This is a genomic window from Peribacillus huizhouensis (assembly GCF_014138605.1).
In the GTDB taxonomy this organism is placed as follows: domain Bacteria; phylum Bacillota; class Bacilli; order Bacillales; family DSM-1321; genus Peribacillus; species Peribacillus huizhouensis.
Window position 1 is genome coordinate 303,736 of the sequence record NZ_JACJHX010000001.1, and the last position, 20,086, is coordinate 323,821.

General features: G+C 37.2%; 19 protein-coding genes and 2 other annotated features. Of the genes, 1 reads left to right on the top strand and 18 read right to left on the bottom strand.

Annotated elements, in window-relative coordinates; genetic code table 11:
* Positions 1–142 precede the first annotated feature (142 nt).
* From trpA to HNP81_RS01440, 9 genes are all read right to left on the bottom strand, one after another.
* Entirely contained in the window at positions 143–928 is a 786-nt protein-coding gene (gene trpA, locus HNP81_RS01400; RefSeq protein ID WP_028392994.1) for a tryptophan synthase subunit alpha, read from the bottom strand.
* Positions 918–2,129 carry a tryptophan synthase subunit beta gene (trpB, locus tag HNP81_RS01405; RefSeq protein ID WP_028392995.1) on the bottom strand — a complete coding sequence of 404 codons (1,212 nt, stop codon included), beginning with the start codon at positions 2,127–2,129 and terminating at the stop codon, positions 918–920. The genes trpA and trpB overlap by 11 nt, the downstream gene beginning before the upstream one ends.
* Positions 2,126–2,743: a phosphoribosylanthranilate isomerase gene (locus HNP81_RS01410; RefSeq protein WP_182501321.1), complete on the bottom strand. Its 618-nt coding sequence runs from the start codon at positions 2,741–2,743 to the stop codon at positions 2,126–2,128. The genes trpB and HNP81_RS01410 overlap by 4 nt, the downstream gene beginning before the upstream one ends.
* Positions 2,733–3,527, bottom strand: coding sequence for an indole-3-glycerol phosphate synthase TrpC (gene trpC, locus HNP81_RS01415; RefSeq protein WP_028392997.1), 795 nt, complete (start codon positions 3,525–3,527; stop codon positions 2,733–2,735). The genes HNP81_RS01410 and trpC overlap by 11 nt, the downstream gene beginning before the upstream one ends.
* On the bottom strand, positions 3,528–4,553 hold the full coding sequence (trpD, locus tag HNP81_RS01420; RefSeq protein WP_182501322.1) for an anthranilate phosphoribosyltransferase: 1,026 nt from the start codon (positions 4,551–4,553) through the stop codon (positions 3,528–3,530).
* Positions 4,537–5,136: an anthranilate synthase component II gene (locus HNP81_RS01425; protein ID WP_028392999.1), complete on the bottom strand. Its 600-nt coding sequence runs from the start codon at positions 5,134–5,136 to the stop codon at positions 4,537–4,539. Before HNP81_RS01425 ends, trpD begins: the two co-directional genes overlap by 17 nt.
* The gene (trpE, locus tag HNP81_RS01430; RefSeq protein ID WP_182501323.1) at positions 5,120–6,514 is read right to left on the bottom strand and encodes an anthranilate synthase component I; all 1,395 of its coding nucleotides are present in this window, start codon (positions 6,512–6,514) and stop codon (positions 5,120–5,122) included. The genes HNP81_RS01425 and trpE overlap by 17 nt, the downstream gene beginning before the upstream one ends.
* Before the next feature lie 159 nt (positions 6,515–6,673).
* Positions 6,674–6,996, bottom strand: a binding site (T-box leader).
* Between the two features lie 38 nt (positions 6,997–7,034).
* Positions 7,035–7,264: a binding site (T-box leader), on the bottom strand.
* A gap of 62 nt (positions 7,265–7,326) precedes the next feature.
* Positions 7,327–7,602: a UPF0223 family protein gene (locus tag HNP81_RS01435; protein ID WP_028393001.1), complete on the bottom strand. Its 276-nt coding sequence runs from the start codon at positions 7,600–7,602 to the stop codon at positions 7,327–7,329.
* 58 nt (positions 7,603–7,660) lie between these two features.
* On the bottom strand, positions 7,661–8,620 hold the full coding sequence (locus HNP81_RS01440; RefSeq protein WP_182501324.1) for an NAD(P)H-dependent flavin oxidoreductase: 960 nt from the start codon (positions 8,618–8,620) through the stop codon (positions 7,661–7,663).
* A 234-nt stretch (positions 8,621–8,854) separates the two neighbouring features.
* Between HNP81_RS01440 and HNP81_RS01445 the strand changes: the two genes are divergently transcribed.
* The gene (locus tag HNP81_RS01445) at positions 8,855–10,312 is read left to right on the top strand and encodes an aminotransferase class I/II-fold pyridoxal phosphate-dependent enzyme (RefSeq protein WP_182501325.1); all 1,458 of its coding nucleotides are present in this window, start codon (positions 8,855–8,857) and stop codon (positions 10,310–10,312) included.
* Positions 10,313–10,897: 585 nt separating this feature from the next.
* On the opposite strand, the gene HNP81_RS01450 is transcribed toward HNP81_RS01445, so the two are convergent.
* The 9 genes from HNP81_RS01450 to HNP81_RS01490 form a co-directional block, all read right to left on the bottom strand.
* A complete protein-coding gene (locus HNP81_RS01450; RefSeq protein ID WP_182501326.1) occupies positions 10,898–11,029 on the bottom strand; it encodes a GapA-binding peptide SR1P in 132 nt (43 codons plus the stop codon).
* 499 nt (positions 11,030–11,528) lie between these two features.
* Entirely contained in the window at positions 11,529–11,660 is a 132-nt protein-coding gene (locus tag HNP81_RS01455; protein ID WP_182501326.1) for a GapA-binding peptide SR1P, read from the bottom strand.
* Positions 11,661–12,406: 746 nt separating this feature from the next.
* The gene (locus HNP81_RS01460) at positions 12,407–12,538 is read right to left on the bottom strand and encodes a GapA-binding peptide SR1P (RefSeq protein ID WP_182501327.1); all 132 of its coding nucleotides are present in this window, start codon (positions 12,536–12,538) and stop codon (positions 12,407–12,409) included.
* Positions 12,539–12,944: 406 nt separating this feature from the next.
* Positions 12,945–13,193, bottom strand: a complete 249-nt coding sequence (locus HNP81_RS01465; protein ID WP_028393005.1) for a hypothetical protein — start codon at positions 13,191–13,193, stop codon at positions 12,945–12,947.
* A 583-nt stretch (positions 13,194–13,776) separates the two neighbouring features.
* Entirely contained in the window at positions 13,777–15,189 is a 1,413-nt protein-coding gene (lpdA, locus tag HNP81_RS01470) for a dihydrolipoyl dehydrogenase (protein ID WP_028393006.1), read from the bottom strand.
* A gap of 4 nt (positions 15,190–15,193) precedes the next feature.
* The gene (locus HNP81_RS01475; RefSeq protein WP_182501328.1) at positions 15,194–16,486 is read right to left on the bottom strand and encodes a dihydrolipoamide acetyltransferase family protein; all 1,293 of its coding nucleotides are present in this window, start codon (positions 16,484–16,486) and stop codon (positions 15,194–15,196) included.
* A 148-nt stretch (positions 16,487–16,634) separates the two neighbouring features.
* Positions 16,635–17,612 carry an alpha-ketoacid dehydrogenase subunit beta gene (locus HNP81_RS01480; protein ID WP_028393008.1) on the bottom strand — a complete coding sequence of 326 codons (978 nt, stop codon included), beginning with the start codon at positions 17,610–17,612 and terminating at the stop codon, positions 16,635–16,637.
* A gap of 3 nt (positions 17,613–17,615) precedes the next feature.
* Positions 17,616–18,731, bottom strand: coding sequence for a pyruvate dehydrogenase (acetyl-transferring) E1 component subunit alpha (gene pdhA / locus HNP81_RS01485; protein ID WP_182501329.1), 1,116 nt, complete (start codon positions 18,729–18,731; stop codon positions 17,616–17,618).
* A gap of 556 nt (positions 18,732–19,287) precedes the next feature.
* On the bottom strand, positions 19,288–19,959 hold the full coding sequence (locus HNP81_RS01490) for a YkyA family protein (protein WP_034302057.1): 672 nt from the start codon (positions 19,957–19,959) through the stop codon (positions 19,288–19,290).
* Between the last annotated feature and the right edge of the window lie 127 nt (positions 19,960–20,086).

A 20,086-nucleotide genomic window follows, 5' to 3' on the forward strand; every position in this document is an offset into this window, starting at 1 on the left:
GGACAAAAAAAGTAAAGGAGGTTGTCTCAAATGTAAGAATTTAACTTCGCAACTCAACTTTCCAGTTTTGCTACGTGTTTTTAATACGTTCACTGGTGTCGTTTACGAAGTCAGACCCTTTTGAGACATCCTCCTATTTAAATTAATAGATTACTTTTTTACTAGCTAAAATTAATTCATCAATCTCTTGATAATTCTCTGTTTGCAGACTTTGTATGATTTTACTCCCAACAATCACACCATCACAATATAACGAGGCTCTTTCTACATGTTCAGCAGTTGAAATACCAAAGCCCGCTAGGACAGGGATAGAACTGGCCTCCCGAATTCTTTTTAAGTAAAGACCAACTTCTTCTTCAAAACTTTCACGAACACCTGTTATTCCTGTTACAGTGACTGCATAAATAAACCCTTCCGCATTTTCAACTATTTTTTCAATTCTATCTTGAGAGCTAGTTAACGTAACCAATCTGATTAGCGGAATTTTCACCTTTTTCAAATCTTGTACAAGAATCCCTTCTTCTTCTATCGGTAGATCTGGTACAATACACCCTGAAACTCCAGCTTTAGCACAGTCATTGCTAAAATTGCTTATTCCATATGCAAGTAAAGAATTTAAGTAGGCCATAAAAATAATTGGAATCTCCACTTCTTCTTTTATTTCGATTAGCTTGGCAATGATTTTTTTTAAGGTCACTCCTTCTGCTAATGCACGCTTGCCTGCAAGCTGAATAATTGGACCGTCCGCAACAGGATCAGAGAAGGGAATACCTAATTCAACCGCGGTTGCTCCTGCATTTTGCAAACGAAGTAGGTCCTCCTTAAGCTTCTCTAATCCTCCATCCCCAGCCATAATATAGGGAATGAATGCTTTTTCTTGCCTTGCATGTAATTCAGCTAATGTCTCTTGTAATGATTTATTCCCCATCCTTGTGCCCTCCTAATAATGAACGAACTTGTTCAACATCCTTATCCCCTCTACCCGACAAGCAAATTACAAGTCCTTCATCTTCCTTCATTTCTTTGGCTATTTTCATCGCATAAGCTATAGCATGTGAACTTTCTAAAGCAGGAATAATCCCTTCCTCCCTAGATAAAAGAACAAATGCATCCAGTGCTTCTTCGTCCGTAACTGAAGTATACGTCACTCGATTTTCGTCTTTTAAAAAACAATGTTCAGGGCCTACACCAGGATAGTCCAGCCCTGCTGAAATGGAATGCGCCTCTTGGATTTGACCATCTTCGTCTTGAAGCAAATACATCAATGAGCCATGAAGAACCCCTTTCGTTCCTTTTGTCAGACTTGCTGCATGTTTCTCTGTTTCGAGCCCGCTTCCCGCAGCCTCAACACCGATTAACTTCACAGAAGAATCTGTAAGAAACGGGTAAAACATTCCCATTGAGTTACTTCCTCCTCCAATACAAGCAACAATCGTATTAGGCAACTTCCCTTCTTTTTCCTTATATTGTCGTTTTGTTTCATAGCCGATTACACTTTGAAAATCACGAACAATTTGTGGAAACGGATGAGGTCCTAACACAGATCCCATAATATAATGGGTATCTGCAACATTGGAAACCCAATATCTAAGTGCTTCATTGACAGCATCCTTTAATGTGCCACTTCCCTGATCAACAGAAACAACTTTCGCACCGAGTAGTTCCATGCGGAATACATTTAATTTCTGTCTCCGCACGTCTTCACTCCCCATAAAAATGACACATTCTAGTTTTAATAACGCACACACTGTTGCAGTTGCAACTCCATGCTGACCAGCACCTGTCTCTGCAACAATTTTTCGTTTTCCCATCCTATTTGCTAATAATGCTTGACCAATCGTATTATTTATTTTATGGGCACCTGTATGATTTAAATCTTCACGCTTTAAGTAAATTTTCGCACCACCAGCAATCTTTGTCAGATTTTCCGCATAAAATAATGGATTTTCTCTCCCAATATATTCTTTCAAGTAATATTGAAGCTTTTCCTGAAAATCTGGATCATGCTTTGCTTCCTCGTATACGGTTTCTAGTTCTAATACTGCCGTCATTAATGTTTCTGGAACAAAGCGACCACCATATTCACCAAAATGTCCCGTTTGGTCTGGCCCACTATACGTGCTTATCATATTAATTCCTCCTTCTTAAATTGAGCTCCTTTAATAAAAGCATTGATTTTTATCAAATCTTTTGTTCCTTCTGTTTCTACTCCACCTGATACATCAACAGCGTAAGGTTGAATGAGCTTAACAGCCGTTTCTACGTTTTCAGGTGTTAATCCCCCGGCAAGGAAAATATGATTACGATATGGTAATTTCCCCATCATTTCCTCCCAATTCAGAGTCTTTCTTATAGGAGCTATCTGATTTTTCGGTAAATCAAGTAGAAGATATTCCGTTTCCCATTCCTGAACCTGTTTTAAATCTTCTATAGAATGAATAGTAATAGCTTTAATAACTGGTAATGTAAGCTTACTTGCAAATTCCTGGCTTTCCGTACCATGAAGTTGAATAATATCTAGTCCCGCATATTCGGCAATTCTAGATATTTCCTCAACCGATTCATTAACAAAAACGCCTACCTTTTTTGCATTCCCCTTTAAATTGCTAATAATTTCTCGTGCTTTTATTGGAGTCACTTTCCGTTTACTTTCGGCAAAAATGAATCCTAGATAATCTGCACCAGAATCAATTGCCGTTTGTGCTGCTTCTAAAGTTGATAAACCACAAATTTTAACGTGCATAATTTTCACCTTTAAGCATGACGTCAAATTCATTAAAGCTATATTTTAGATTTTCCGCTTGCATCAAAGTTTCCCCAACTAATATTCCTTTCGCTCCAGCATCTCTAACTCGCTCAACATCTCTACGTACTTTTACTCCGCTTTCCGAGATAAAGAGTTTGTCCATCTCGAGTAATTGAGAACCTAGTCGCTCGGTTACTTCAAGATTCACTTCAAAAGTTTTTAAATTCCGATTATTAATTCCAATTAATTCAGGATCAATCGGAAGCACAGCATGGAGCTCCTCTTCGTTATGCACCTCCACTAGTACTTCTAAGTCTTCTGATTTAGCATATTGATATAGTTCCGCCAAACGATGTGCTGGCATAGCAGCTGCGATAAGGAGGATGATATGTGCTCCCGCTCGTTTAGCATGATCAATCTGTATTTCATCTATAATAAAGTCTTTACAAAGAACAGGGATTTTCACAGCTTCACTGACCTGCTTAAGATCCTCAAATGATCCTTTGAAGAATTCACTATCTGTTAAGACAGAAATCGCAGAAGCGCCATTTTTTTCATAGGCAAGAGCTTGCTTTACAGGATCCACATCTCGATCAATGTCTCCCCGAGATGGTGAAGCTCGTTTTATTTCAGCAATGATCGAAACTTTTTGTGATTCTTTCATACTTTGTAAAAGTGACCTCTTCGTATATTCTGATTGATAATTCGGAAATTTCAATTTTCTTAGTTTAATAATTTCCTCATGTTTAGCAGCAAGTATCGCCGTCAATATATTTGTCATTTACATTACCCCCGCCTTTTTATAAGTATCAGAATGTATAAGTGCTTCAAGCTTCTGCAATGCCCGACCACTATCAATGCTCTCTTTTGCTATGGCAATACCTTCGCGAACATTGTCTGTTTTCCCGTTCGCATATATTCCTAGACCAGCATTTAAAAGCACTGTATCACGATATGCACCTTTTTCTCCTTGTAATATTCGAAGCATAATATCAGCATTTTCTCTTGCATCGCCACCGCGAATCATGTCATTTGTATAATACGGTAAACCAACATCTTCAGGATTTAATGTAATATGCGTTTTCTTCCCATTTTCCAACAAAATCATTGAGTTGGTCCCTTGTAAACTTGCTTCATCCATATATCCTGCACCGTTTATAATTAATGCTCTTCTTCTCCCTAACTTATCTAAAACTGACGCAAATAAATCAAGCATTTCTCGTTTATTAATACCAAGTAATTGAGAATCCAATTGAACCGGATTAGTTAACGGCCCTGTATAATTAAACACCGTCGAAATTTTCAGTTCTTTTCTTATTTTCATAATTCTCGATATATTCGGATGGACTTTTGAAGCAAACAAGAACGCAATACCGATTGCTTCTAATCTTTCTTCGATTTCCTGACTAGTTAAATGTAGATTCACACCTAATGCTTCTAATACATCAGCACTTCCTGTTTTACTAGACACACTACGGTTTCCATGTTTGGCTACTTTAATACCTGCGCCTGCCAAAACGAATGCTGAGGCTGTACTAATATTAAAACTTTGTGAACCATCTCCTCCTGTTCCACAATTATCCATCACTTGGTCAAATTGTCCGTTAACAGAGATCGCTTTTTTTCTTAGTACAGAAGCAAGACTTGCAATTTCATCTGCTGTTTCTCCTTTTGATTTAAGTGCGATGAGAAATGCTGCCATTTCGCTATCTGTAATTTCATCAGTAAACATTAAGTGGGCCGCATCTAACATTTCTTCTTGCGATAATGATTCATGTTGCGATAGTTTTTCAAGATATTTTTTCATATTGAACACCATCTTTCACATTTTTTATAAATTGTAAAAGGATTGATTTTCCCGAAACTGTGCCAATCGACTCTGGATGAAATTGCAACCCATATAAAGGATAATGCTTATGCTGAATTGCCATAATTTCACCGTCATCAGCAGCTCTTGCGAGTATTTCAAACTCTTTTGGCAAACTGTGAGCTTTTACAACCAATGAATGATATCGCATGACTTCTAAATAACTCTCTTGCGCTTCGAATAGACCTTTCCCATTATGCAGAACTACAGACGTTTTTCCATGCATGATTTGAGCAGCCCGATCCACCTTCCCGGCAAACGCACAAGCGATTGCTTGATGTCCAAGACAAATACCTAATATAGGGACCGTTTTGTAAAAATGGGCAATGACTGGAATACATATCCCCGCTTCTTCCGGGCGACCGGGTCCTGGTGACAAAATGATTGCTGCAGGGCTCATCTCTTCAATTTCTTCTATAGTTATTTGATCATTTCGTTTCACAACAATATTAGGGTAAAATTCACCGAGATATTGATATAGGTTAAAAGTAAACGAATCATAATTATCAATGAGTAATATCATCTCTTTGCACCTCCAATAATGCTTTTGCTTTATTCCTGGTTTCTTCATATTCTGTAGTAGCTACTGAGTCATAGACAATACCTGCTCCAGCTTGAACATAAGCAACAGCATCTTTTATAACCATTGTCCGAATGGCTAATGCCATGTCTAAGGTACCACCAAAACCGAGATAGCCTACTGATCCTGCATAAACTCCTCTTTTTACATTTTCCAATTCGTTTATGATCTGCATGGCCCTAATTTTCGGAGCCCCTGAAACCGTTCCTGCTGGCATACAAGCGATTAAAGCATCAATACTTGTAAGGTCTGAACGTAACATCCCTTTAATTTTTGAAGTGATGTGCATCACATGCTTGTATCGTTCTATTTTCATTTGAGATGTTAATTTTATCGATCCAATTTCACACACTCTCCCCAGATCATTACGACCAAGGTCCACAAGCATCTTATGTTCTGCAAGCTCCTTTTCATCCTGAAGTAAGCTTTGTTCATACTGGAGATCTTCTGCTGGAGTGCTTCCACGTGGTCTAGTTCCAGCAATAGGATTGACCGTAACTTGCCGGTCTTTCACACTTATTAAACTTTCAGGTGAAGAACCGAGCACCGTATATTCTTCAAAATCGATAAAAAACATATATGGAGATGGATTGGATAATCTAAGTCTGCGATATGCTTGAAATGGATCAACATGAAATGGTGACTGAAATCTTTGAGATAAGACAACCTGAAACACTTCTCCCGCTACAATGGCTTCTTTTGCTTGATGAACAAGATTTTCAAAAGTTCTCTGGCTAATATTTGATTGGAAATCCAAATGCACCCTTTCGCTTTCTGGTTCTTTTTCAGTAGCTGACTCAATATTCTTCTTTAAAGCTGCCAACCTCACTTCATAATCGGAGCTACTTGTAATCAGATGAATTTTTTCTGTTAGATGATCATAAACGATAACATCTTCAAAAAGTAGAAAATGTGCATCTGGCATATTTAATGTATCTTCTGGTACATCACCTATATCCTCATATTGCCGGATCATATCGTAGCCTAAATAACCAACTGCTCCACCAAAGAATGGAATGTCAAGATCGTTCACTTCAAATTCAACGTCCAGCTCTTTTTTCAATTCATCCATTAGCGCCCCAATTTCTATCCCCTTTTTTTGATTGGGGCCAATTCTTGTAGTTACCTTATCTATTGACACTAATTCCAAGTATGGATTAAACCCAATATATGAGTACCTCCCATTGTCATGATGAGAAGGTGAGCTTTCTAATAGAAATTTCTTCCCACCTGGAAGCTTTCGGAAAATAGAGATTGGTGTATGAATATCCCCTTCAACAGTCACCTTTTTGAATGTCAATTTCCTTCTTTCACTTGTCATGTTATCCCCCCTTAAAAAATGGCTCCGTTAAACTTGCCTGTTGATTGAAACGAAAGGCGTTCGCTTCCCACTCCAATCAACATAGTGCCAAAATCAACAATGAGCTTGGTCATAGCCTAAAAAACAAAAAAGTCCTCTGCATACACAATTTTTGTGTATGCAGAGGACGATTCATTTACCGCGGTGCCACCTCAGCTTGAGGATGTCTCGAATGGGTATAACTCTTACCCTATACATACAAGTGTCAATTACAACACTGTATATACGGCTTAGTCTAACCCATCAGTTGGACATCCTCCTCTTTTCCAGTATAAGAAGATCCTTATACTAGTACCCGGTAACGGTGGAAGCCGTGTTCCTCTACTAATTGTTCAAGGAACCTCTCACAAGTCCATTCCCCTTTTCATATCGTACCGGCTCCCACCATCCCGGCTCTCTGTTACGCATCTGAAAAGGCTACTCTTCTTGATCATCGAATTGTCATATAATATTTTCAAAAAACACAAAAAGGGCCCCCATCCAAAAGGACGAGGAACCCGTGGTACCACCTTTATTAGCTCGAAAGCTCACTTTACAGCATCAGTTAGAATGCCTGTCTCAAATAACGATGAGACGTTCCGCCAAAGCCTACTTTACATTTCGGTTTGGAGCTCAGAAGCCCATTCGCTTATAGTTGCTCACCGATTTACACCAACCACCGGCTCTCTATAGAACAAACAATAAGGTACTCTTCTTCTTCAACGCTTTATATTCGTTTTAATAATTATTATCTTAAATTGAATAAAACACTTTGTCAACATTTTTTGGAAAATTTATTTTTTTAAAGTAATCCAGCCACCATCTTCTATTTCTTTAGCTCTTTTTAAAACTAAGTACGCTGAATACCCGCTACTAACTTGGAATTCATCCGTATAGTTTTTCTCATCAGCTTTACCGGGAACAATTTCTTTAAATCGTCTGTAAGTTTTCATAAAGTCTTCTTTACTTACACGACTTTCATAAGCTTTCTCAACACTTTCAAAAAATTTTATTACATCGACTATTTCATCTGTACTCCAAGTATAATCCATTGGATATTGATATTCCATTTATAATCACCTGCCATATTTATTTTTATCGAAAATTTTCGCGTGGATCGATATTTAACTATTTTGCCCATTTTCTTCTAGTTTCTTCCGCTTCTGAAATGATCCTTTCGAATAAATCAGCCGTAGTGGGAATATCACGAATCAATCCAAGTGTTTGCCCTGCCCAACCGAATCCTTCATCTGGCTCACCATCAATAATGAATCGCTTATTAGCCTTTCCGCTTATGTAATCTTTTAATGAGTCATACCCCAGGTTTTCCTGTTCAATTTTCAAAATGTTCTCTGTCCAGCTATTCGAAATAGCTCGGGCAGGCGCTCCAATCGATCGCTTAATTACGACTGTATCATATTCATTTCCTAGAACCAATGATTTTTTATAGGCTTCGCTCGCATGGATACATTCTTTTGTAGCAATGAATCTCGTTCCCATCTCTATTCCTTCTGCACCTAGCGCAAGCGCAGCCATTAACCCCCTACCATCAGCAATACCTCCTGAAGCAATGACAGGTATCGAAACTGCGTCAACGACCTGTGGAATTAACACCATTGTACCTATATCATCCCTGCCAAGATGTCCACCACCTTCCTGACCGACAACCATAACGGCGTCCGCGCCAATCTCTTCTGCTTTTTCCGCTTGTCTTCTAGCAGCAACAAGTACTAACTTCTTTATATGAACTCCCTGTAAAAGCTTAAAAAACGGTGTAGGATTTCCTCCAGTTACGGAAACAACGTCAATTCCTTCTTGCAGGGCTGCTTCAAGCATATGCTCATACGGTCTGCCATGCTGACCAATTGCAAAATTTACACCAAACGGCTTATTTGTCATTGTTTTAGTTTTCCGGATCTCAGCACGTAACAAGTCTGGTGTAGCTATAGACATTGCGGTTATTTGGCCAAGACCACCTGCATTCGATACAGCCGCCGCAAGGTCTGCATATGCTAAGTATGCAAGTCCTCCCTGGACAATTGGATATTGAATTCCTAATAGTTCAGTCACTCTTGTCTCCCATTTCATACATTATCCCCCTAATCTACAAATGACCTCTAAATCGAGTTTATCAACACGCAAATAATTAAGCCTACATTTACTTATACTATCATTTAATGTCCTCTAATTTTTATGAAAAAGTTCCATTACACTAAGTTCAAAGAACACTGACTAATAATTATTCTTTTCAAATAATATTGCGCATGATATAATTCATTTGTTTTCTTAATTATAAATATCTAGAAGAGGGGTAATAAACAATTGTCACAGAACGAAACTCCTTTATTCACAAGTTTAGTGAACCATGCCAAGAAAAAACCTATCCAGTTTCATATTCCTGGTCATAAAAAAGGGCAGGGAATGGATCCTGAATTCCGTGAATTCATTGGCGATAATGCATTATCGATTGATTTAATTAACATCGCACCTTTAGATGATCTTCATAGTCCAAAAGGGGTGATCAAGCAAGCTCAAGAACTAGCCGCAGAGGCATTTGGTGCTGATCACACGTTTTTTTCCGTACAAGGAACAAGTGGAGCGATCATGACAATGGTTATGACAGTTTGTGGGCCTGGTGATAAAATACTTGTACCCAGAAATGTGCATAAGTCGATTATGTCAGCGATTGTTTTTTCTGGTGCGATCCCAATCTTCATAACTCCTGAAATAGATAAAAACCTTGGTATTTCCCATGGGATTACAATAGATTCAGTCGAAAAAGCATTGAGAGAGAATCCAGATGCAAAAGGTCTTCTTGTTATTAACCCGACGTATTTCGGAGTATCTGCTGATTTAAAGAAAATTGTTGAATTGGCACATTCTTATCAAATTCCAGTTCTTGTTGATGAGGCTCATGGGGTTCATATACACTTCCATGATGAATTACCTTTATCAGCTATGCAAGCAGGAGCGGATATGGCTGCAACAAGCGTACATAAGCTTGGCGGCTCAATGACACAAAGCTCGATATTAAACGTTAAAGAAGGACTTGTTTCAGCTAATCGTGTTCAATCAATCATAAGCATGTTAACAACAACTTCTACGTCATATATTCTGCTTGCTTCTCTTGATACAGCAAGAAAACGTTTAGCAACAGAAGGGTATAGCTTGATTGACCGCTCTATTAAACTAGCGGATCAGTTGCGAGCTGATATAAATAAAATTCCATTCCTGCATTGCGTTGGAAAAGAAATTATCGGATCACCAGCCACCTTTGATTACGATCCTACAAAACTAATTATTTCGGTTAAAGATCTCGGCATTTCTGGCTATGAGGTCGAGAAATGGTTACGTGAAAAGTACAATATTGAGGTCGAGCTTTCTGATTTATATAACATCCTATGTATTATTACGAATGGTGACACGAAGCAAGAAGCAAATATCCTATTGCAAGCATTACAAGACCTATCAAATGAGTTTAAACATCTTGCTGCAAACGGGAACAAGCATATCGAAGTCCTGCTCCCAACAATTCCTGTTCTCGCTCTATCTCCTAGAGAAGCATTTTACTCTGATACAGAAGTAGTAGCGATTGATGAATCTGTCGGCCGAATCATTGCCGAGTTTATCATGGTGTACCCACCCGGAATCCCTATTTTCATTCCAGGTGAAATCATTACCCAGGAAAACATTGATTATATTAAAGCGAATATGGAAGTGGGCTTGCCCGTTCAAGGTCCCGAAGATCCTAATCTTCAATACTTGAGAGTGATAAAGTGAAACTTCCATCAGTGGGGGTTCCGCTGATGGTTAGTTGAACCAATCGTGGATTTACAGGCTGTTTACACTTCTTGTACCTTTACAATAAGCAAATTTTACAGCCTGTTAAACCGGGATAAAGTGATACTTCCATCAGTGGGGGTTTCGCTGATGGTTAGTTGAACCAATCGGGGATTTACAGGCTGTTTACACTTCTTGTACCTTTACAATAAGCAAATTTTACAGCCTGTTAAACCGGGATAAAGTGAAACTTCCATCAGTGGGGGGTTCCACTGATGGTTAGTTGAACCAATCGGGGATTTACAGGCTGTTTACACTTCTTGTACCTTTACAATAAGCAAATTTTACAGCCTGTTAAACCGGGATAAAGTGAAACTTCCATCAGTGGGGGTTCCACTGATTGTTAGTCCCATACTACCATCACTAAGATCTTTGCTTTTGCTTCTATCAATCGATAATACGATACCGATTGGTAAGATACAGTAAAACTTCAAACCACTTGACTTCTTGGCATTCTTTTCGAATTAATAATATAAAAATAAGGCTAACCATCTGGTTAGCCTCTTATTTTTATAAAGATCATCATTAAAATTCTACTAATTCATCTTCTTCTTTTTTACTATCGCAGTGGTTGCAAAGCGCATAAAGTACACTCACTTTTTCATCTTCGAAATGTTCAACTGTTCCATTACATGTTTGACAAACTATTGTACCCATTTCTAAAACTCCCCTCAAACTAAATTGAAAACGCTTTAACAACTTATTAACTTCATAATAATATAACACAATTAATAATTCAAGTATTAATTGTATGTCACATTTATTTTTTTAATACGCGACATACGATGTGGAAAGTACATAAAAGATTAAGTATTATTATGCATCAAACAATTAATTTACGACTTTTATTTTTATTACAAATTTTTGAGAGTACATAAAGTGAAACTTCAAACTGTGAGGATTTTATTGCCTGTTAAACCGGGATAAAGTGAAACTTCAATCGGTGGGGAGTTGCTTTATTCCCCACTGATTGTTAGTCGGTATACTACTATCACTAAGATCTTTGCTTTTGCTTCTATCAATCGATAATACGATACCAATTGGTAAGTTACAGTAAAACTTCAAACCACTTGCCTTATTGGCATTTTTTTCTAATTAATAATATAAAAATAAGGCTAACCATCTGGTTAGCCTCTTATTTTTATATAGATCATCATTAAAATTCTACTAATTCATCTTCTTCTTTTTTACTATCGCAGTGGTTGCAAAGCGCATAAAGTACACTCACTTTTTCATCTTCGAAATGTTCAACTGTTCCATTACATGTTTGACAAACTATTGTACCCATTTCTAAAACTCCCCTCAAACTAAATTGAAAACGCTTTAACAACTTATTAACTTCATAATAATATAACACAATTAATAATTCAAGTATTAATTGTATGTCACATTTATTTTTTTAATATCCGACATACGATATGGAAAGTACATAAAAGATTAGGTATTATTATGCATCAAACAATTAATTTACGATTTTTATTTTTATTACAAATTTTTGAGAGTAAATAAAGTGAAACTTCAAACTGTGAGGATTTTATTGCCTGTTAAACCGGGATAAAGTGATACTTCCATCAGTGGGGGTTCCGCTGATGGTTAGTTGAACCAATCGGGGATTTCAGGCTGTCTACCCTTCTTTTACCTTTACAATAAGCAAATTTTACAGCCTGTTAAACCGGGATAAAGTGAATCTTCCATCAGTGGAGGTTTCGCTGATGGTTAGTTGAACCAATCGGGGATTTACAGGCTGTTTACACTTCTTTTACCTTTACAATAAGCAAATTTTACAGCCTGTTAAACCGGGATAAAGTGAAACTTCAATCGGTGGGGAGTTGCTTTATTCCCCACTGATTGTTAGTCGGTATACTACTATCACTAAGATCTTTGCTTTTGCTTCTATCAATCGATAATACGATACCGATTGGTAAGATACAGTGAAACTTCAAACCACTTGCCTTCTTGGCATTCTTTTCGAATTAATAATATAAAAATAAGGCTAACCATCTGGTTAGCCTCTTATTTTTATAAAGATCATCATTAAAGTTCTACTAATTCGTCTTCTTCTTTTTTACTATCGCAGTGGTTGCAAAGCGCATAAAGTACACTCACTTTTTCATCTTCGAAATGTTCAATTGTTCCATTACATGTTTGACAAACTATTGTACCCATTTCTAAAACTCCCCTCAAACTAAATTGAAAACGCTTTAACAACTTATTAACTTCATAATAATATAACACAATTAATAATTCAAGCATTAATTGTATGTCACATTTATTTTTTTAATACGCGCCATACAATGTGGAAAGTAAATAAAAGATTAGGTATTATTTATGCATCAAACAATTAATTTACGACTTTTATTTTTATTACAAATTTTTGAGAGTACATAAAGTGAAACTTCATACTGCGGGGATTTTATTGATCGTTTATGCAGGATAAAAATATACAATTAAATTAATTTATTCCTTACACGGTCAAGGAGGTTCATATTCTTTGGAATGATTATTTCGTAACCGTTTTCCTAAAGTCCATTTATATTTTTAAAAATGAAATTCTTTTGTCCGTAGTTTTCCTCTATGTAATTGGTAAAATTGTTTGTAGCAAAACTTGAATAATTGCATAACAGGCTAAACTTACACCAGTAACGATCCATGTTTGTTTATTCGATTTTAAGATAACCTTACCTATATATATCGCTAAGTATGAAAAGATAAAGAACATCAACACTTTAAACAAAAACTTATCATGCATTGAAAGCCATTCAACAACAGTATACCCGCTCCATACAATTAATTGAAAAAGAAACACTACGTAATTCTTCAATCAACTCAACTCCAGTCAAATGAAATGGACAGCATTATATATACCAGAAACAGTTAATCGTAATATAGAGTCAAGACCAGCTTTTTAGAAAAGTATTGTATTTAATTTATCCCCATCCAAACATTTTAAACGCTTTTATTCTTAATAGAGGCTGTACTTCTAATTGTGTGACCCATTATATGTAACATATCAATAATTATGATTCATATTATTTATAAGAATCCAATGGGGCTTTTCCTTCATCCCGACTATTGGTTAATCTCGTTCTAGTGTCTTTAATACCTTCGCGCACCTAGATAAAGTAGATACTACGAACATACAGACTTAGTACACTGTGTCCTTAGGTCTTCTTCTATGTGCCCCCTACAACTTGTGTGTGCAAAGTTTCATGTATCTCACCAATCGGCCATATACGGGTAGTTTATCCCTTACCTTCATTAAGTTCCTCATACGCTTGTGATTTGGGGTCTCTATTAATGCGGGATAAATACCATTAAAAATGAGAAGTGCTTTCTCTTTACATGCATATTACCGAAAAAAAAAAACACATCCGAAATAGATCGGATGTGTTTTTTTTGTTTTGTTATTTTACAATGTGGATAGGCATTCCTAAAGCCACTTCTGCAGCTTCCATTGTAATTTCACCTAATGATGGGTGAGCATGGATCGTCATAGCGATATCTTCAGCTGTCATTCCAGCTTCGATAGCAAGACCAAGCTCAGCAATCATATCAGATGCACTAGGACCAGCAATTTGAGCACCGATCACTAAACCATCTTCTTTACGAGTGATTAGTTTCATAAAGCCATCTGTATTGTTCAGTGAAAGCGCACGGCCATTTGCAGCGAATGGGAATTTAGAAGCTTTAGCATCAAGACCCTCTTCTTTTGCTGATTGCTCAGTGTGACCAACTGTAGCAAGTTCCGGCTCAGAGAATACAACTGCAGGGATACCCAAATAATCGATCTCTGAAGCTTGTCCAGCAATCGCCTCAGCAGCAATTTTACCTTCGTACGAAGCTTTATGCGCTAATTGAGGACCTGATACGACATCACCAATTGCATAAATGTTGTTAACATTTGTGCGGCATTGTTTATCGATTTCAATTAAGCCTCTGTCAGTAAGTTTAATCCCTACTTGTTCAAGACCAATTTCATCTGTATTTGGACGACGACCAACCGTTACTAATACATAATCAGCTTCGATTTTCGATTCTTGGCCATTTACTTCATATGTTACAATCACACCATTATCTGTTTCTTCAACGCCTTTTGCAAGTGCTTTTGTAACAATTTCTGCACCGTGCTTCTTCAAGTTTTTCTTAACCAATGCAGTCATTTGTTTTTCATAACCACCTGAAAGAATATCTTCTGTTCCTTCAAGAATCGTTAATTTAGTACCCATATTTGCATAAGCGCCACCAAGTTCAATCCCAATAACTCCTCCACCAATTACAACTAATGAAGATGGAACTTCCTCAAGTGAAAGAGCTCCAGTTGAGTTGATTACGCGTTTTGAATATTTAAAAGTAGGTAGTTCAATTGGAGTTGAACCAGTAGCAATGATTGCGTTTTTGAATGTATATGTTTGTGCAGATGTTTCAGTCATAACACGAACATTATTTGCATCAACAAAATACGCTTCTCCGCTAACAACTTCAATTTTGTTTCCTTTTAAAAGTCCACTTACTCCACCTGTTAATTTATTTACAACTGATGATTTAAAAGCTTGTACTTTTGAGAAGTCCAGGCTTACATTTTCAGCAGTAATCCCCATGTCTTCTGAATGCTTAGCTTCATGAAAACGATGACCTGCTGCAATAAGTGCTTTTGACGGGATACAGCCTACATTTAAGCAAACTCCACCGACCGTTCCTTTTTCAACAATTGTTACTTTTTGTCCAAGTTGTGCAGCACGAATAGCGGCAACATAGCCACCAGGACCGGCACCGATGACTAAAGTATCTGTTTCAATTGGAAAATCTCCTACTACCATGTTATTACGCCTCCATTAACAATAGTTCTGGGTCGTTAAGCAATTTTTTAATGTGATTTAATGCATTTTGAGCTGTTGCACCATCAATCATGCGGTGGTCAAAGCTTAATGATAATGACAATACTGGAGCTGCAACAATTTCACCATCACGTACTACAGGTTTTTCTGCAATACGACCAATTCCTAAAATAGCTACTTCAGGATGGTTGATAACTGGTGTGAACCATTGTCCACCCGCAGAACCGATATTACTAATCGTACAAGAAGCACCTTTCATTTCGTCAGGAGCTAATTTACCGTCACGAGCTTTTGCTCCAAGTTCGTTAATTTCATTTGAGATAGCAAATGTAGATTTGCGATCCGCATCTTTAACAACAGGAACAAGAAGACCTTTCTCAGTGTCAGCCGCAATACCGATATTATAATAATGCTTATGAACGATTTCACTTGTAGCGTCATCAAGTGATGTATTAAGTGCTGGGAATTCACGTAAAGCACTTGTTAATGCTTTTACAACATAAGGAAGGAATGTAAGTTTGATTCCTTTTTGTGCTGCAACCTCTTTAAACTTCTTACGATGAGCAACAAGTTTTGTCACATCAATTTCATCCATTAATGTAACATGAGGAGCTGTATGCTTAGAATTCACCATTGCTTTAGCAATCGCTTTTCTAATTCCGCTCATTTTCTCACGTGTTTCTGGATATTGACCGGCAGGAATTGATGGAGCTTGCGGTTTAGCTGTTTCTTTTTCTTCTGTTGTAACAGTTTCAGCTTGTGCAGCAGCTGGTGCTGTAGTTCCACCAGATAAGAATGAATCAATGTCGCCTTTTAAAACGCGTCCATTATCACCGCTACCTGCAACTTGACGAATGTCTACACCTTTTTCACGAGCGTATTTACGAACAGAAGGCATCGCAATAATACGACGGTTAGAATCTACTTCCGCTTGCACTTCTTGTTTAGGCGCCTCTTCACTTTTCACTTCTTGAGCCGCTTCGACTTCTTTAGTGCTAGACTCTTCACCATGGTCACCTTTGAATTGAAGATCTTCATATCCTGGAGCGTCAAAAGAGATTAAGATATCTCCTACAATCGCTACAGTTCCTTCTTCTACATGTACTTCTTCAACTGTACCTGTTACTGGTGATGGGATTTCAACAACGGCTTTATCGTTTTGTACTTCACAAAGCACGTCATCTTCTTGAACTTTATCCCCTGGCTTTACAAACCATTTTACTATTTCACCCTCGTGTATACCTTCACCGATATCAGGGAGTCTAAATTGAAATGCCATTTAGTCTCAACCTCCTATAATTTAATCATACATATTGTCTGAAAAAAAGGAATTTATGTTACATAATTCGAGTATTTTTGCATAAAGCCTAAAATCCGGTATCTATTAAATGAAGTAGGACCGGATTTCAGTAATTTTAAAAAAACAATTAGAAGTTTAACACTTTTTTCGCAGTTTCGATAACATCCTTGTAGTTAGGAAGCCAAACTGGTTCAGCTTGTGAGAATGCGAATACAGTATCCGCTGCTGTTACACGTAATACCGGTGCGTCTAGGCTAAGAATTGCACGGTCATTAATTTCCGCTACAACGTTCGCCGCGATACCAGCTTGTTTTTGTGCTTCTTGAACAACAATTGCACGGCCTGTTTTTTCAACAGATGCAATGATTGTGTCAATATCAAGTGGAGCAATCGTACGTAGGTCGATGACTTCTACTGAATATCCTTCTTTTTCTAACTCTTCTGCAGCTTTGATTGATTCTTGAACCATAGCTCCGTAAGTAATAATCGATAGATCTTTCCCTTCACGTTTCACAGAAGCAACGCCTAGAGGAATTGTGTATTCTTCTTCTGGCACATCTTCACGGAAAGAGCGGTATAATTTCATATGCTCAAGGAAGATGACAGGATCATTATCACGGATTGAAGAAATAAGTAAACCTTTTGCATCATATGGAGATGAAGGAATGACTACTTTCAATCCTGGTGTTTGTGCCATCAACCCTTCAAGGCTGTCCGCGTGCATTTCTGGTGTATGAACACCACCACCAAAAGGAGAACGAATTGTGATTGGTGAATTGTAACGGCCGCCAGAACGGTAACGCATACGAGACATTTGTCCTGCAACAGAATCCATTACTTCAAATAAGAAACCAAAGAATTGAATTTCAGGAACTGGGCGGTATCCTTGTAATCCTAGACCGATAGCAATACCACCAATCCCAGACTCTGCAAGCGGAGTATCAAATACACGATCTTCGCCGAATTCTTTTTGCAAGTTTTCCGTAGCACGGAATACCCCGCCGTTTTTACCAACGTCTTCACCGAAAACAAGAACATTTTCATCGTTTTTTAATTCAGTGCGTAACGCATCTGTAATAGCTTGAATCATCGTCATTTGAGCCATGGCTTACTTCGACTCCTTTTCTTTGTAGATTTCGTATTGTTCTTTCAAATTGTAAGGCATCTCTTCGAACATATTTGAAATTAAATCAGTTACCGTTTGTTTAGGCTCTGCATCCGCAACTTTAATTGCTTCCTTAATTTCTTCTTTTGCCTTCTCAATTGTTTCATTTTCCATCTCTTCAGTCCATAAACCTTTAACTTCAAGGAATTTACGGAAGCGAACAAGAGGATCTTTCAATTCCCATTCGTTATCTAGATCTGATGTACGGTAGCGAGTCGGATCATCACCAGCCATTGTATGTGGACCATAACGGTATGTTAATGTTTCGATAAGTGTAGGTCCTTCTCCGTTAATTGCGCGCTCACGTGCATCTTTTACAGCTTTGTATACAGCAAGTGGGTCCATTCCATCTACTACAACACCAGGAATACCAGCAGCAACTGCTTTTTGTGCCAATGTTTTAGACGCTGATTGTTTTTCTACAGGAGTAGAAATCGCAAAACGGTTGTTTTGAATAATAAAGATCGCAGGAGCTTTAAATGCACCAGCAAAGTTGATTCCTTCATAGAAGTCACCTTGTGAAGTACCGCCATCACCTGTATAAGTAATTGCTACTGCTTTTGTACCACGTTTCTTCATTCCAAGAGCAACACCCGCTGCTTGAATGTATTGAGCTCCGATAATGATTTGTGGAGAAATAACATTTACACCTTCAGGAATTTGGTTTCCTTTAAAGTGGCCACGAGAGAATAAAAACGCTTGTGAAAGCGGCAAACCATGCCAGATTAATTGTGGAACATCACGATATCCTGGTAGGATAAAGTCTTCTTTTTCGAGTGCAAATTGCGATGCAAGTTGAGAAGCTTCTTGTCCAGCTGTTGGCGCATAGAAACCTAATCTTCCTTGACGGTTTAAAGAGATAGAACGTTGATCAAGAATTCGTGTATAAACCATTCTTCTCATAAGTTCTTGTAATTGCTCATCTGTTAACTCAGGCATTGCTGCTTCGTTTACGATTTCGCCTTCTTCATTTAAAATTTGTAATGTTTGAAACTGTTCTTCAACTGTTTCAAACTGTTTCTTGACATCAAAATTAGCTTGATTTGCTTTAGAAGCCATCTGTGCCACCTCATCCTTTCAATAAAAAGGTTATATTTTGTAAAGCATTCTTCATTTCTAAAAGTCTAAATGAAATACCAATGTATTTTTCCCAACAATAGTGAATGCAAACATTCACTGGGTTTTTTTCTTCTCGATATTCTGTATCAGTAAAAACTAATATTAAAATGATACAATGCTTTATCCATAGTTAAGTTTACCTCACCAAATAAGCATAGTCAATTACAACAACCTATATAAATAAGTTTTCAATCGATAATTCTTTTTAGAAAATTTATCATTGATAAAACTGTTATACTATAATTATAATATCTGTACTATAAAAGAGAAACTGTTTTACGACAGATGTATGCGCTATCTTTTTAAAAAATGTTTTTCTCCCCATTTCTTTACATTTTTTCCGACTCCCCTATACTATCATTACACATCTTCACAAAATTATTATATCCATAATGCACAATTTCCATCAGTGGGGGATTGACCGTTAATGTGGGATAAAAACAAAAAACCGCTCAAAATTTGAGTCGGTTTACTTAGTGAATGCATATGTTTTATTTTATTTAGCTTCTTTCGTATCTGAAACCTCAATCTCTGCATCTTTATAGAATTTCAGTTTATCCTCATTATATTGATTCGTTTTTTTATTAAAATCATCGTTTGCTTCAATCACCGCTTGGTAAGATTGATTAATCTTCTCAATTTGTGCTTCTAATTCATCCATTCTCAAGTCCTCTTTTTGGAAAAGAGTATATAACTCTTGATCCAACTCTAAACTTTCCTTATATGAAGCATAAAGTTTTTCATGTGCTGCATACCTTTCATCCATAGTCACCTTTAATTTTTCTGCTTCTTTTTTTAGATTTGGGTCCTTAATGTCGTTTATTTTAGCATCTATTTGCTTAAATTTTTCTTGAGAAGCAAGAAGACTTTCTCTTTCTTTTTTAAGAAGCTCTTTTCGTTTTTCAATATTATTGATGGCCTCATTCGATAGTTTAACGATTTGGTCAAACTCCCTCATGCCAAGTTTAAGAATCGTGTTGTAGTATTCTTTTTCTTTATTCTCCAGTTCAGTAATAGGCTGTTTTTGCTCTTCATAGTTTTTTTCTAACTTCACAGCCGCTTCGAGTATTTGATATATTTGTTCTTCTGGAGAGTTTTTAGCTGTACATCCCAAGAGGACTCCACCTAACACCAAACATAACACAGTCCATTTAATAAACTTACTCATTGTTAAACTCCCCCTAATCTCTATATAAACTACTATACTGGAAATCGTCAGTTTTTGACAACTAACTTCTACCCATATATCCCGTTTCCCTTACAACTAATTGCAAATTCAATTTGTCCAGTATCAC

What these genes read in the sequence shown, in the direction of transcription:
- HNP81_RS01475 (WP_182501328.1), bottom strand. Translation starts at nt 16,486, where the DNA reads ATGGCATTTCAATTTAGACTCCCTGATATCGGTGAAGGTATACACGAG.
- trpD (WP_182501322.1), bottom strand. Translation starts at nt 4,553, where the DNA reads ATGAAAAAATATCTTGAAAAACTATCGCAACATGAATCATTATCGCAA.
- HNP81_RS01455 (WP_182501326.1), bottom strand. Translation starts at nt 11,660, where the DNA reads ATGGGTACAATAGTTTGTCAAACATGTAATGGAACAGTTGAACATTTC.
- lpdA (WP_028393006.1), bottom strand. Translation starts at nt 15,189, where the DNA reads ATGGTAGTAGGAGATTTTCCAATTGAAACAGATACTTTAGTCATCGGT.
- trpA (WP_028392994.1), bottom strand. Translation starts at nt 928, where the DNA reads ATGGGGAATAAATCATTACAAGAGACATTAGCTGAATTACATGCAAGG.
- HNP81_RS01480 (WP_028393008.1), bottom strand. Translation starts at nt 17,612, where the DNA reads ATGGCTCAAATGACGATGATTCAAGCTATTACAGATGCGTTACGCACT.
- HNP81_RS01435 (WP_028393001.1), bottom strand. Translation starts at nt 7,602, where the DNA reads ATGGAATATCAATATCCAATGGATTATACTTGGAGTACAGATGAAATA.
- trpB (WP_028392995.1), bottom strand. Translation starts at nt 2,129, where the DNA reads ATGATAAGCACGTATAGTGGGCCAGACCAAACGGGACATTTTGGTGAA.
- trpE (WP_182501323.1), bottom strand. Translation starts at nt 6,514, where the DNA reads ATGACAAGTGAAAGAAGGAAATTGACATTCAAAAAGGTGACTGTTGAA.
- pdhA (WP_182501329.1), bottom strand. Translation starts at nt 18,731, where the DNA reads ATGGCTTCTAAAGCAAATCAAGCTAATTTTGATGTCAAGAAACAGTTT.
- HNP81_RS01490 (WP_034302057.1), bottom strand. Translation starts at nt 19,959, where the DNA reads ATGAGTAAGTTTATTAAATGGACTGTGTTATGTTTGGTGTTAGGTGGA.
- trpC (WP_028392997.1), bottom strand. Translation starts at nt 3,527, where the DNA reads ATGACAAATATATTGACGGCGATACTTGCTGCTAAACATGAGGAAATT.
- HNP81_RS01460 (WP_182501327.1), bottom strand. Translation starts at nt 12,538, where the DNA reads ATGGGTACAATAGTTTGTCAAACATGTAATGGAACAATTGAACATTTC.
- HNP81_RS01410 (WP_182501321.1), bottom strand. Translation starts at nt 2,743, where the DNA reads ATGCACGTTAAAATTTGTGGTTTATCAACTTTAGAAGCAGCACAAACG.
- HNP81_RS01425 (WP_028392999.1), bottom strand. Translation starts at nt 5,136, where the DNA reads ATGATATTACTCATTGATAATTATGATTCGTTTACTTTTAACCTATAT.
- HNP81_RS01440 (WP_182501324.1), bottom strand. Translation starts at nt 8,620, where the DNA reads ATGAAATGGGAGACAAGAGTGACTGAACTATTAGGAATTCAATATCCA.
- HNP81_RS01450 (WP_182501326.1), bottom strand. Translation starts at nt 11,029, where the DNA reads ATGGGTACAATAGTTTGTCAAACATGTAATGGAACAGTTGAACATTTC.